Consider the following 13,224-nt stretch of genomic DNA (forward strand, 5'->3'; position numbering starts at 1 on the left):
AACCTCCGACTCACTGAATTGTGCCATCAGGCACTGCCACCATTGACCGGGAACCGCGAAACAAGTTCCCGAAATACACGATAGTCAATGACGGCTGGAAGACACTATCGCGGTGCAAGCTCACGCAGATGCCGAGCGACCGCAATCCAAGCACCGATATACCCTAACAGCACCGCCCCAAGCAAGAGCGACAGACCATCGGCAGGCGGCACCCCGGCCAGCGAGAAATCGCTGCCGTAAAGACCCGACAGGCCGACGACCGCGTCATCCAGCCAGTTGAGGCCGAACGCCAGTACCCCCCAGGACAGTACGCCTGCCCCCAGGCCATACAGCGCGCCCATGTACAGGAACGGCCGGCGCACGTAGGCATCGGTACCGCCCACCAGCTTGATGACCTCGATTTCGGTACGGCGGTTCTCGATATGCAGGCGAATGGTGTTGCCGATGACCAGCAGCAGCGCCGACACCAGCAGCACGGTCAGGCCGAAGACAAAGCGATCACCCAGCTTGAGGATCGCCGCCAGCCGCTCCACCCACACCAGGTCGAGCTGGGCCAGTTCCACCTTGGGCAGTTCGGCCAGGCGTTGGCGCAGGGCCTCCAGCGCTGGCTTGTCGACTTCGGCCGGGGTCACCACGACCACGCCAGGCAAGGGGTTCTCCGGCAGCTCGCGCAAGGCCTCGCCCAGCCCGGACTGCTGCTGGAACTCGTCGAGGGCCTGTTCACGGCTGACATACTCGGCATCGGCCACCCCCGGCATGCCCTTGATCTGGGTACGCAGGGCTTCGCCTTCGCTCACGCTGGCGTCAAGTTTGAGGTACAGCGAAATCTGCGCTGCACGCTGCCACGAGCCGCCAAGGCGCTCGACATTGCTCAGCAGCAGCGACAACCCCATCGGCAGGCTCAGGGCCACGGCCATCACCAGGCAGGTGAAGAAGCTTCCGATCGGCTGCTTGCCCAGGCGACGCAGGCTGTCGAGCAGGCTGGAGCGATGGCTTTCCAGCCAGGCGTGCAGCAGCGTGCTGAAATCCGGGCCGTCATCGTCATCATCACGGCGCTTTTTCTGTTTCTGAGGGCTTGGCTCGGCTGCCGCAGGGGCCACCCGCTCGGACACCTTGGGACTACGTGTTGCACTCATTGCCCGGCCCCCCCATCGCCGATCAAGCGGCCGCGCTGCAGGGTCAGCATGCGATGGCGCATGCGCGCGATCAGCGCCAGGTCGTGGCTGGCGATCAGCACGCTGGTGCCCAGGCGGTTGATATCTTCGAAAACACCCATGATCTCGGCCGCCAGGCGCGGGTCGAGGTTGCCGGTGGGTTCATCCGCCAGCAACAGGGCCGGACGGTGCACGATGGCTCGCGCAATGCCCACCCGTTGCTGCTGGCCGGTGGACAGGTCGCCGGGGAACAGCTGGGCCTTGTCCGACAGGGCCACACGCTCCAGCGCCGCGTCCACACGCTTGGCCACCTCGACCTTGGACAGGCCCAGGATCTGCAGCGGCAGGGCGACGTTGTTGAACACGGTACGGTCGAACAGCAGCTGGTGGTTCTGGAACACCACGCCGATCTGGCGACGCAGGAACGGGATCTGCGCGTTGCTGATCTGACCCAGGTCCTGGCCGGCCAGCAGCAGCTTGCCGCTGGTCGGACGCTCCATGGCCAGCAGCAGGCGCAGCAAGGTGCTCTTGCCCGCGCCGGAATGGCCGGTGACGAACAGGAACTCGCCCCGACGCACCCGAAAACTCAATTCATGCAGGCCAACGTGACCGTTAGGGTAACGCTTGGCGACCTGTTCGAATCGGATCATGAAGGCTCCCGCTCGGCAAACAAGGCTTGTACGAAGGGCTCGGCTTCGAAGGTGCGCAGGTCATCGATGCCTTCGCCCACACCAATGTAGCGGATCGGCAGGCCGAACTGCTTGGCCAGGGCGAAGATCACCCCGCCCTTGGCGGTGCCGTCGAGCTTGGTCAGCGCCAGGCCGGTGAGCTCCACGCTCTGGTTGAAGTGCTTGGCCTGGTTGATGGCGTTCTGCCCGGTGCCGGCGTCCAGCACCAGCAGCACCTCGTGCGGCGCGTCGGCGTCCAGCTTGCCGATCACGCGGCGAACCTTCTTCAGCTCTTCCATCAGGTTGTCTTTGGTGTGCAGGCGACCGGCGGTGTCGGCGATCAGCACGTCGATGTTGCGCGCCTTGGCCGCCTGCACCGCGTCGAAGATCACCGAAGCGGAGTCGGCGCCGGTGTGCTGGGCGATCACCGGGATCTGGTTGCGCTCGCCCCATACCTGCAGCTGCTCCACCGCGGCAGCACGGAAGGTGTCGCCGGCGGCCAGCATGACCTTCTTGCCTTCGAGCTGGAGCTTTTTCGCCAGCTTGCCGATGGTGGTGGTCTTGCCGGCGCCGTTGACGCCGACCACCAGGATCACGAACGGCTTGTTCGCGGCATGCACCTTCAGCGGCTGTTCGACCGGCTTGAGCAGGTCGGTCAGCTCGCCCTGCAGCGACTTGTACAGGGCATCGGCATCGGCCAACTGCTTGCGTGCGACCTTCTGGGTCAGGCTCTGCACGATCACCGAGGTGGCCTCGACGCCGACGTCGGCGGTCAGCAGGCGGGTCTCGATCTCTTCGAGCAGGTCGTCGTCGATGACCTTCTTGCCCAGGAAAAGGCTGGCCATGCCCTCGCCAATGCTGGCGCTGGTCTTGGACAGGCCCTGCTTGAGGCGGGCGAAGAAGCCGGCCTTGGTGGTGGTTTCAGGCACCGACGGGGCGGCCTCGGGAACAGGCAGGGCGACCTCGGTGGCCGCAACAGGTGCGGGCGGCACCACTGCAGGCGGCTCGACCACCGGCTCGGGTGCGTTGTACTGCGGGGCAGGCTCGACCACCGGCTCGGGTGCGCTGTACTGCGGGGCAGGCTCGATCACCGGCTCGGGCGCGGCGTACTGCGGCGCAGGCGCTTCAACAGGCTCGGGCGCAGCGTACTGCGGGGCAGGCTCGGGGGCTGGGCGCTCGGGAATCGGCGGGGGGACGTGGGGCTCGAGGTCGGCCACCAGCGCCACCGGCTCTTCGGGCACCGGCAGCACCAGGCTGCTGGGGTGATCCTCGACGGCGACGGGCGCGCTCGCGACCGGGGCGGGCTCGACGGCTACCGGCTCAGGCAAAGTCGGGGCGATAGGCTCCAGCGCCTCTGGCACTGGGGTTTCGGGCTGTTCGACAACAGGTTGCTGGGGCTTTTTGCGCAGCCAGCCGAACAGGCCTTTCTTTTCACCGGCCGCGGCCGGGGTCTTTTTGTCGTCGTTGGAACCAAACATGGAAGACGGCTATCTCAGGGTAGCGATGCGCCAGTGTGGCGCCTCAAAATTCTTCTAACGCAGAACAGACTATGGTCAAGCCGACTGGTTCATGCGCAACATTTTGTCGGGACGCCTGCAACGCTTGATCTCGACAGGCATGGTCGTCAGGCAACCGGATCAGTATCCTAGCACCTCCTAGCCCGCCGACGCTAAGGCCATGCGGGCAGCCCTACAGGTTGAATCATCAATGAATGCTCTAGCCCGCCGCGCCGCCGGCCTGCTGCTCAGCACAATTGTCATGCCCCTGGTGGCGGTTGCCGCCGACGTCCAGCCCACCCATGAATTCACCCTCGACAACGGCCTCAAGGTCATCGTGCGTGAAGACCATCGCGCCCCGGTGGTGGTATCGCAGGTCTGGTACAAGGTCGGCTCCAGCTACGAGACCCCGGGTCAGACCGGCTTGTCCCATGCCCTGGAACACATGATGTTCAAGGGCAGCAACAAGCTGGGGCCTGGCGAAGCCTCACGCATCCTGCGTGACCTGGGCGCCGAAGAGAACGCCTTCACCAGCGACGACTACACCGCCTACTACCAGGTGCTGGCCCGCGACCGCCTGGGCGTGGCCCTGGAACTGGAAGCCGATCGCATGGGCAGCCTGCGCCTGCCGCCCGAAGAGTTCAGCCGCGAAATCGAGGTCATCAAGGAAGAGCGTCGCCTGCGCGTCGACGATCAGCCCAACTCCAAGGCCATGGAGCTGTTCAGCGCCATGGCCCACCCGGCCAGCGGCTACCACACCCCGACCATCGGCTGGATGGCCGACCTCGAACGCATGAAGGTCGAAGAGCTGCGCCACTGGTACGAAGCCTGGTACGTGCCCAACAACGCCACCCTGGTGGTGGTCGGCGACGTCACCGCCGACGAGGTCAAGGGCCTGGCCCAGCGTTACTTCGGTGCCATCCCCAAGCGCGCCACACCCCCTGCCAAACTGCCGCTGGAACTGGCCGAGCCGGGCCTGCGCCAGCTCACCGTGCATGTGCGCACCCAACTGCCGAGCCTGATCTACGGCTTCAACGTGCCGGGCCTGGCCACCGCCAAGGACCCGCGCAGCGTGCACGCCCTGCGCCTGATCGCGGCCCTGCTCGACGGCGGCTACAGCGCGCGCATGGCCACCCGCCTGGAACGCGGTCAGGAACTGGTGGCCGGCGCGTCGGCCAGCTACAACCCGTTCACCCGTGGCGACAGCCTGTTCGTGCTCTCCGCGGTGCCCAATACGCAGAAGAAAAAGACCCTGGCCGAGGTCGAAAGCGGCGTCTGGAAGCTGCTCGACGAGCTGAAAACCACCCCGCCAACCGCTGAAGAGCTGGAGCGCGTGCGCGCCCAGGTGATTGCCGGGCTGGTCTACGACCGCGACTCGATCAGCAGCCAGGCCACCACCATCGGCCAACTGGAGACCGTCGGGCTGTCGTGGAAGCTCATCGACAAGGAGCTCGACGAGCTCAAGAGCGTGACCCCGGCCGACATCCAGAGTGCCGCCCGCACCTATTTCACCCGCGAACGCCTGAGCGTTGCGCATGTATTGCCCGAGGAGCAGGCGCATGACTGAGCACACCACCCCACGCCACACCCCGAAGGGCCGCGGCGTATTCGGCGCGTTGCTGCTGAGCGCCGTGTGCCTGGCCGGCCCCGCCCATGCCGACACCGCGGCCGCCAAGCCCGGCGCCAACCTGCAATCGCTGGCCGAGCTGGACGGCAAGGCACCGAGCCGACGCAACCTCGACATCAAGACCTGGAACACCGCCGAAGGCGCCAAGGTGCTGTTCGTCGAAGCCCACGAACTGCCGATGTTCGACCTGCGCCTGACCTTCGCCGCCGGCAGCAGCCAGGACGGTAACCTGCCGGGCCTGGCCACCCTGACCAACGCCATGCTCAACGAAGGCGTGGCGGGCAAGGACGTCGGCGCCATCGCCGCCGGCTTCGAAGGCCTGGGCGCGGATTTCGGCAACGGTGCCTACCGCGACATGGCGGTGGCCTCGCTGCGCAGCCTGAGCGCCAAGGACAAGCGCGAGCCGGCCCTGAAGCTGTTCGCCGAAGTGGTGGGCAAGCCGACCTTCCCTGAAGACGCGCTCAAGCGCATCAAGAACCAGATGCTCGCCGGCTTCGAGTACCAAAAGCAGAACCCCGGCAAGCTGGCCAGCATCGAGCTGTTCGAGAAGCTCTACGGCAAGCATCCCTACGGGCACCCCAGCGATGGCGACGCCAGGAGCATCCCGCCGATCACCCTGGACCAGCTGCGCGCTTTCCATGCCAAGGCCTATGCCGCCGGCAACGTGGTGATCGCGCTGGTCGGCGACCTCAGCCGCACGGAAGCCGAGGCGATTGCCGCGCAGGTCTCCGCCGCGCTGCCCAAGGGCCCGGCGCTGCCCAAGCTGGCACAACCGAGCGAACCCAAGCCTGGCGTCAACCACATCGACTTCCCGTCCAAGCAGACCCACCTGATGCTGGCCCAGCTGGGCATCGACCGCGCCGACCCGGACTACGCGGCCCTGTCGCTGGGCAACTCGATCCTCGGCGGCGGCGCCTTCGGCACCCGCCTGATGAGCGAAGTGCGCGAAAAGCGCGGCCTGACCTACGGCGTGTACTCGGTGTTCAGCCCGATGCAGGTGCGTGGCCCGTTCATGATCAACCTGCAGACCCGTGCCGAACTCAGCGAAGGCACGCTCAAGCTGGTACAGGACATCCTGCGCGACTACCTCAAGACCGGCCCCACCCAGCAGGAGCTGGACGATGCCAAGCGCGAACTGGCCGGCAGCTTCCCGCTGTCCACCGCCAGCAATGCGAGCATCGTCGGCCAACTGGGGGCCATCGGCTTCTATGACCTGCCGCTGAATTTCCTCGAGGACTTCATGCAGAAGTCCCAGAGCCTCACCGTCGAGCAGGTGCGTGCTGCCCTCAACAAGCACCTGGCCGCCGACAAGATGGTCATCGTGACCGCCGGGCCGAAGGTGGCGCAACAGCCGCTGCCACCGCCCACTGACAAACCCGCCGAGCAGCCGCTTGGCGTACCGGAGCATTAATGGCCAGTCCATCCGCCAAATCCAAGGCCGCCGCCCACGGCGGCCAGGGCCAGTTGCGCATCATCGCCGGCGAGTGGCGCAGCCGCCGCCTGAGCTTTCCTGACGCACCGGGCCTGCGCCCTACCCCCGACCGGGTGCGCGAAACCCTGTTCAACTGGCTGACCGCGCACATCGAGGGCGCCCGCGTGCTGGATGCCTTTGCCGGCAGCGGCGCGCTGTTTCTCGAAGCGCTGTCGCGCGGCGCGGCCTCGGCCGTGGCGCTGGACAGCAACCGCGCCGCCATCGAGAACCTCAAGGACAACCTGGAGCTGCTGCGCTGCCCCACCGGGCAGGTGATCCAGACCGACGTGGTGCGCTACCTGCAAGGCGAGCCCAAGGCCCCGTTCGACGTGGTGTTCCTCGACCCGCCCTTCCACCAGGACCTGCTGCCGGCCACCTGTGCACTGCTCGAAGAGCGCCACTGGCTGGCCGAGCACGCGTGGATCTACACCGAAAGCGAAACCGCGCCGTCGACCCTGCAACTGCCGGGCAACTGGCGCCTGCACCGGGAAAAGAAGGCCGGTCAGGTGCACTATGCCTTGTGGGAGCGCGGCTGAACGTCGCCCCGCCTCCAGCAAACTGCGGCCGCCTGAGGTGCTTTGCCTGATCGTGCTCCGGCGCTCCCCAGGCACGACACCGATCACCAACCGGCTTGTGCGTGCCGCCTGCACCACCGCCGGGCTGCTGACCCTCAGCAGCCCGGCACTCGCCCAGCACACCCTTCCACGACCTCAGCCTCGCCAACCGACAGCCCTTGCCCGAAGTGACACCTGCTGAATATGCTTTGGCGGCAGCAGACCTGCGCTTGCGCACATACACTGATCACAGGGTCTGCCGCCCGCTCAAGAGACCTCGACGATGTCCAGCGCCACCCCACCCCCGTTCAAGCCAGCCACCGGCCTGCGCAACCCCCATGTGCAGACGCTCTGGGGCCCGCTCTGGCGCAAGTCGCCACCGCTGGCACATCGGCGCGAGCGCCTGTGGCTGGCCGACGGCGATTTCCTCGACCTGGACTGGCACGGCCCGCTTGCCACCACCACGCCACTGGTGGTGGTACTGCACGGCCTGACCGGCTCGTCGACCTCCCATTACGTCATCGGCCTGCAGCGCGCCCTGGCGGCGCAGGGCTGGGCCAGCGTGGCGGTCAACTGGCGCGGATGCTCGGGCGAGCCGAACCTGTTGCCGCGCAGCTACCACTCCGGCGCCAGCGAAGACCTGGCCGAAGTCATCGCCCACCTGCGCACCCAGCGCCCGCAGGCACCGCTGTACGCGGTGGGTTATTCGCTGGGTGGCAACGTGCTGCTCAAGCACCTGGGGGAAGCGGGTACGGCCAGCCAGTTGCAGGCGGCCGTGGCGGTGTCGGTGCCGTTTCGCCTGGACCAGTGCGCCGACCGCATCGGCCTGGGGTTTTCACGGGTGTACCAGGCGCACTTCATGCGCGCCATGCTGGGCTACGTGAAGGACAAGCAGCGCCACTTCCAGCACCACGGTTATCATGAGGGCCTGGCAACCCTGGATCGCCTCGGCCCGCTGGAAAACCTGCGCACCTTCTGGGATTTCGACGGCCGCGTGACCGCGCCGCTGAACGGCTTCAGCGACGCCCACGACTACTACCAGCGCTCGTCGAGCCGCTACTATCTGGGTGAAAACCGTACGCCCACGCTGATCATCCATGCCCAGGACGATCCGTTCGTGTTCAGCCACAGCCTGCCAGGGGCCGCCGAACTGGCCAGCCAGACCACCCTGGAGCTGCACCGTCATGGCGGTCACGTGGGCTTTGTCGACGGCAGCCTGCGCCAGCCCGGCTACTACCTGGAGCGGCGCATTCCACAGTGGCTGGCCAGCGGGGCCTGATCAGTCGCCCTTGGCCACCGGACGCTGCGGGTCGGTGATCCACTCGCTCCACGAACCGGCGTACAGCCGTGCCAGCGGATAACCGGCCAAGGCCAAGGCGAACAGGTTATGGCAGGCCGTCACCCCCGAGCCGCAATAGGCCACCAGCGCCTGCGGCTGGCGCGTACCGAGCAAGGCGGCAAAGCGCTGCTTGAGCTGCTGGGGCGACAGAAAACGACCATCAGGCCCCAGGTTGTCGGTGAAGGCCGCGCAATGCGCACCCGGGATATGCCCGGCCACCGGGTCGATGGGCTCCACCTCGCCGCGAAAACGCGGCAGCGCACGGGCGTCGAGCAGGGTCAGGTCGGGCGTGCCCAGGCCATTGGCCAACTCGGCGGCGTTCAGCACCAGGCTCGCATCGGGCTGCCCGCTGAAGTTGCCTTCACGCTTGTCACAGGCATCCAGGCTCAGCGGCAACCCGGCCGCGTGCCAGGCCTTGAGCCCGCCATCGAGGATCGCCACCCCGTCGCGCTTGCCCAGCCATGCCAGCAACCACCAGGCCCGCGCGGCAAAGGCCCCGGGGCCATCGTCGTAGAGCACCACGTCGCTGTCGTTGTCGATGCCCCAGCTGCGCAGCCGTTGGATCAGTTGCTGCGGGTCGGGCAAGGGGTGGCGACCGGTCACGCCCTTGACCACCGGCCCGCTCAGGTCACGCTCCAGGTCGGCGAAGTGCGCGCCGGCGATATGCCCTTCGGCATAGCTGCGCTGGCCATAGTCGACGTCTTCCAGGGCAAAGCGACAATCGAGAATCACCAGCTTCGGAGCGCCCAGGCGCTCTGCCAGTTGCTGGGGTGCGATCAGTTGCGCGAGTGGCATGTCGGTCTCCATATCGATTCAAAGGGGGTGGGCGGCCTACTGTTCCAGTGCCTGGTCCAGCGGCACGTAGAATTCCTTGCACAGCGCATCCACTGCAGGGCGCGCGCTGGCGGTGACGAAACCGAGCTCCAGCACCAGCACCTGGTACACGCCGCGCTTGATCGCCTCTTCGCTCAGGTGCGCGGAGTGCTCGCGGGTGGTGCACAGAAAGCGCACCCAGGAGGTCAGCACGATCCAGGCATTGAGGGTCAGCGATTCGATCTGCACGGTGTCCATGGCCACGATGTCGGCCTCGACGAAACCTCGGTAGATGGCCTGGCCCTGCAGCAGGCAGCGCTGCGAAAAACGTCGGTAGCGCGCAGCCAGGGTCGGGTCGTGGCCGAGCAGGTGTTCGAGGTCGCGGTGCAGGAAGCGGTAGTTCCACATCGCCGACAGCAGCGCCTCGAGGTAGAAGCGCTTGTCCTCGACGGTGGCGGCGCGCCCCTGGGGCGGGCGCAGAAAGCCTTCCACCAGCGCCTCGTACTGGGTGAACAGCACGGCGATGATCGCCTGCTTGTTGGCGAAGTGGTAATAGAGGTTGCCAGGCGAGATTTCCATGTGCGCAGCAATGTGGTTGGTGCTGACACTGCGTTCACCCTGCTGGTTGAACAGCTCGAGGCTGTTCTGCACGATGAGCTCGCGGGTCTTGATGCGCGGTGCCATGGTCAGCTCCAAAGGCATGAGCTTGAAGGAATAGGCTTATCTTACGGCGTATCCGCCACGGGATGTACCACCTGCACAACCGGCGTATATGCTCCAGGCACACTTGCCCTGCCACGGAGCCCGCATGCCCCTCCAGACCCTGTTCGAACAGCAGCGCCGGGCCTTTGCCGGGCTGCCCATGGCGCCGGCGGCGCAGCGCCTGCAGTGGCTTGCCAGCCTGCGCCGGCTGCTGCTGGCGAACCAGTCGGCCCTGGTCGCGGCGATCGACCGCGACTTTGCCGGGCGCAGTGCCGACGAGACCCTGCTGGCCGAACTGATGCCCAGCGTGCAGGGCATTCGCCACGCCGAGCGCCACCTCAAGGGCTGGATGAAGCCGGTGCGGCGCACGGTGGGCCTGGCGTTCCAGCCGGCCAGCGCGCGGGTGCTGTACCAGCCGCTGGGCGTGGTGGGCATCATCGTGCCATGGAACTACCCGCTGTTTCTGGCCATCGGCCCGCTCACCGCGGCGCTGGCAGCGGGCAACCGGGTGATGCTCAAGCTCAGCGAAGCCACCCCGGCCACCGCGGCACTGCTTCAGCGCCTGCTGGGCGAAGTGTTTCCCGACGACCTGGTCAGCGTGGTGCTGGGCGATGCTGGCGTGGGCGAGGCCTTCTCGCGCCTGCCGTTCGATCACCTGCTGTTCACCGGCGCCACCAGCATCGGCCGCCAGGTGATGGCGGCGGCAGCCACCAACCTGACCCCGGTGACCCTGGAGCTGGGCGGCAAGTCGCCGGCCATCGTGTCGGCCAGTGTACCGCTGGCCCAGGCGGCCGAGCGCATCGCCTTCGGCAAGACCCTCAACGCCGGGCAGACCTGCGTTGCCCCGGACTACGCGCTGGTACCGCGCGAGCGCCTGGAGGGCTTCGTGCAGGCCTATCGCGAGGCGGTGCTGCGGTTTTATCCACAGGTGCGAAACAACCCGGACTACAGCGCGATCATCAATGTGCGTCACCTGGCGCGCCTGGAAGGCTATTTGCGCGATGCCCGCGACAAGGGCGCCAGCGTGCTCGACCTGTACCCCGGCGAAGCCCGCGAAGGTCGGCGCCTGCCGCCGCAGGTGCTGCTGCAGGTCGATGACAGCATGCAGGTGATGCAGGACGAGATCTTCGGCCCGCTGCTGCCGGTGGTGCCCTATGACAGCCTGGCCGAGGCGCTGGCCTATGTGAACCAGCGCCCGCGCCCGCTGGCGCTGTACTACTTCGGCCACGACCGTGCCGAGCAGCGGCGGGTGCTGGAGCAGACCCATTCCGGCGGCGTGTGCCTGAACGACACCCTGCTGCACGTGGCCCAGGACGACCTGCCGTTTGGCGGGGTCGGGCCGTCGGGGATGGGCAACTACCACGGGCACGAGGGCTTCAAGACCTTCAGTCATGCCCGGGCGGTGTTCGCCAAGTCGCGGGTGAATGCGGCGCGGCTGATCTATCCGCCGTATGGGAAGGCGCTGCAGCGGTGGGTCTATCGTCTGTTCATTCGCTGACGTTGCAGCGACCCCATCGCGGGTCAGGCCCGCTCCCACAAAGAGATGCATAGCCTGTGGGAGCGGGCCTGACCCGCGATGGGGTCGATACTTTCAAGGCACCAGACACTCGGCCTGCAGCGGGTGACAAGCATTATCACGCCTGTCTATAGTGCCTTGAGCCGGCGATGGCGACTTGGCCGACCGCAGCTGCTGCGATACCATCCGACTCCCAAACGCACTCCTGCCAGGACGACGCGATGAACCGAGTGTTGTACCCAGGTACATTCGACCCTATTACCAAAGGCCATGGCGATCTGGTCGAGCGGGCCTCCCGGCTGTTCGACGAGGTGATCATCGCGGTCGCCGCCAGCCCCAAGAAGAACCCGCTGTTCCCCCTGGAACAACGGGTAGAGCTGGCGCGTGAGGTCACCAAGCACCTGCCCAACGTGCAGGTCATCGGCTTCTCCACGCTGCTGGCGCATTTCGCCAAGGAGCAGCAGGCCAATGTATTCCTGCGCGGCCTGCGCGCGGTTTCGGACTTCGAGTACGAGTTCCAGCTGGCGAACATGAACCGGCAACTGGCGCCCGACGTCGAAAGCCTGTTCCTGACGCCGTCCGAGCGCTATTCGTTCATATCCTCGACCCTGGTGCGCGAAATCGCGGCGCTGGGCGGCGATATCACCAAGTTCGTGCACCCGGTAGTGGCTGACGCACTCACCGAGCGCTTCAAGAAGTAACCGCGCCCGCATCGAAAACCGCGCCCGCGTGCACTGCGGGCGTTAATGCGGCACAATTGTGCCCATTGGTTTTCATATGCCCGGGCCTGACGCCCCGGCCGGAGTCCCCATGTCCCTGATCATCACCGACGATTGCATCAATTGCGACGTCTGCGAACCCGAGTGCCCGAACGCCGCCATCTCCCAGGGCGAAGAGATCTACGTGATCGACCCCAACCTGTGCACCCAGTGCGTTGGCCATTACGACGAACCGCAGTGCCAGCAGGTCTGCCCGGTCGACTGCATCCCGCTGGATGAAGCGCACCCGGAAACCGAAGACGAGCTGATGGCCAAGTACCGCAGGATCACCGGCAAGGCCTGATACAGGCCGCTAGGTCTGGCAGCGCGGGCAGAACACGCTGGCGCGCTGGCCCAGGGTCACGTTGCGCAGCACCGTGCCGCACACCTTGCACGGTTCTTCCCCGCGCCCGTACACGAACAGTTCCTGCTGGAAGTAGCCCGGCTGGCCGTCGCCGCCGATGAAGTCGCGCAGGGTGGTGCCGCCACGCTCGATGGCGGCGGCCAGGATGCGCTTGATCTCGATGGCCAGGCGCAGGTAGCGTGCCCGCGAAATGCCCCCGGCCGGGCGCCGCGGGTCGATGCCCGCCGCGAACAGCGCCTCGGTCGCATAGATGTTGCCCACCCCCACCACCACCGCGTTGTCCATGATGAACGGCTTGACCGCCATCGAGCGCCCGCGCGACAGCTGGAACAGCCGCTCGCCATCGAACAGGTCGGTCAGCGGCTCCGGGCCCAGGCGCAGCAGCAGCTCGTGCTGCAACGGGTCGGGGGCCCAGAGCATCGCGCCAAACCGGCGCGGGTCGGTGTAGCGCAGCGCCAGCCCCGACTCCAGCTCGATGTCCACATGCTCGTGCTTGGCCGCCGGCAGGCCGATCTCCACCAGCCGCAGGTTGCCCGACATGCCCAGGTGGCTGATCAGCGTGCCCACCTCGGCGTTGAGCAGCAGGTACTTGGCACGCCGCTCCACCGACACGAAGCGCTGCCCCGACAGGCGTACGTCGAGGTCTTCGGGTATCGGCCAGCGCAGGCGCCGTTCACGCACCACCACACGGCTGACACGCTGCCCTTCAAGGTACGGCGCAATGCCGCGGCGGGTGGTCTCGACTTCAGGTAGCTCGGGCAT

The 13,224-nt window shown here is 66.7% G+C and carries 12 protein-coding genes and 1 pseudogene; 7 read left to right on the forward strand and 6 right to left on the reverse strand.

Going from position 1 to position 13,224, the window contains the following annotated elements; all coding sequences use genetic code 11:
* Window positions 1-104: 104 nt before the first annotated feature.
* The 3 genes from ftsX to ftsY are packed head-to-tail and all read right to left on the reverse strand — an operon-like array spanning window position 105 to window position 3,300.
* A complete protein-coding gene (gene ftsX / locus LOY33_RS24410; RefSeq protein ID WP_043860123.1) occupies window positions 105-1,136 on the reverse strand; it encodes a permease-like cell division protein FtsX in 1,032 nt (343 codons plus the stop codon).
* Window positions 1,133-1,804, reverse strand: coding sequence for a cell division ATP-binding protein FtsE (ftsE, locus tag LOY33_RS24415; protein ID WP_058541784.1), 672 nt, complete (start codon window positions 1,802-1,804; stop codon window positions 1,133-1,135). Before ftsE ends, ftsX begins: the two co-directional genes overlap by 4 nt.
* Window positions 1,801-3,300, reverse strand: coding sequence for a signal recognition particle-docking protein FtsY (gene ftsY, locus LOY33_RS24420; RefSeq protein WP_258660358.1), 1,500 nt, complete (start codon window positions 3,298-3,300; stop codon window positions 1,801-1,803). The genes ftsE and ftsY overlap by 4 nt, the downstream gene beginning before the upstream one ends.
* Before the next feature lie 229 nt (window positions 3,301-3,529).
* Here ftsY and LOY33_RS24425 point away from each other — a divergent pair, with 229 nt between their 5' ends.
* The 4 genes and pseudogenes from LOY33_RS24425 (at window position 3,530) to LOY33_RS24440 (ending at window position 8,249) form a co-directional block, all read left to right on the forward strand.
* Window positions 3,530-4,885, forward strand: a complete 1,356-nt coding sequence (locus tag LOY33_RS24425) for a pitrilysin family protein (protein WP_043859990.1) — start codon at window positions 3,530-3,532, stop codon at window positions 4,883-4,885.
* Window positions 4,886-4,988: 103 nt separating this feature from the next.
* Window positions 4,989-6,356: pseudogene (locus LOY33_RS24430) on the forward strand (M16 family metallopeptidase); the annotation flags it as partial.
* Window positions 6,356-6,952, forward strand: coding sequence for a 16S rRNA (guanine(966)-N(2))-methyltransferase RsmD (rsmD, locus tag LOY33_RS24435; RefSeq protein WP_043859992.1), 597 nt, complete (start codon window positions 6,356-6,358; stop codon window positions 6,950-6,952). The pseudogene LOY33_RS24430 and the gene rsmD, both read left to right, overlap by 1 nt.
* A gap of 301 nt (window positions 6,953-7,253) precedes the next feature.
* A complete protein-coding gene (locus LOY33_RS24440) occupies window positions 7,254-8,249 on the forward strand; it encodes a hydrolase (protein WP_258660360.1) in 996 nt (331 codons plus the stop codon).
* On the opposite strand, the gene LOY33_RS24445 is transcribed toward LOY33_RS24440, so the two are convergent.
* Entirely contained in the window at window positions 8,250-9,104 is an 855-nt protein-coding gene (locus LOY33_RS24445) for a sulfurtransferase (protein WP_258660361.1), read from the reverse strand.
* A 36-nt stretch (window positions 9,105-9,140) separates the two neighbouring features.
* Entirely contained in the window at window positions 9,141-9,806 is a 666-nt protein-coding gene (locus LOY33_RS24450) for a TetR/AcrR family transcriptional regulator (RefSeq protein WP_043859994.1), read from the reverse strand.
* 88 nt (window positions 9,807-9,894) lie between these two features.
* Here LOY33_RS24450 and LOY33_RS24455 point away from each other — a divergent pair, with 88 nt between their 5' ends.
* The 3 genes from LOY33_RS24455 (at window position 9,895) to LOY33_RS24465 (ending at window position 12,402) form a co-directional block, all read left to right on the forward strand.
* Window positions 9,895-11,322: a coniferyl aldehyde dehydrogenase gene (locus tag LOY33_RS24455; RefSeq protein WP_104572827.1), complete on the forward strand. Its 1,428-nt coding sequence runs from the start codon at window positions 9,895-9,897 to the stop codon at window positions 11,320-11,322.
* 239 nt (window positions 11,323-11,561) lie between these two features.
* Window positions 11,562-12,041, forward strand: a complete 480-nt coding sequence (coaD, locus tag LOY33_RS24460) for a pantetheine-phosphate adenylyltransferase (protein WP_043859996.1) — start codon at window positions 11,562-11,564, stop codon at window positions 12,039-12,041.
* Between the two features lie 109 nt (window positions 12,042-12,150).
* On the forward strand, window positions 12,151-12,402 hold the full coding sequence (locus LOY33_RS24465) for a YfhL family 4Fe-4S dicluster ferredoxin (protein ID WP_011531711.1): 252 nt from the start codon (window positions 12,151-12,153) through the stop codon (window positions 12,400-12,402).
* 9 nt (window positions 12,403-12,411) lie between these two features.
* Here LOY33_RS24465 and mutM read toward each other — a convergent pair whose 3' ends face one another.
* Entirely contained in the window at window positions 12,412-13,224 is an 813-nt protein-coding gene (gene mutM, locus LOY33_RS24470) for a bifunctional DNA-formamidopyrimidine glycosylase/DNA-(apurinic or apyrimidinic site) lyase (protein ID WP_058541780.1), read from the reverse strand.

Origin of the sequence: Pseudomonas sp. B21-036, from assembly GCF_024748925.1 — a bacterium.
Classification (GTDB): domain Bacteria; phylum Pseudomonadota; class Gammaproteobacteria; order Pseudomonadales; family Pseudomonadaceae; genus Aquipseudomonas; species Aquipseudomonas palmensis.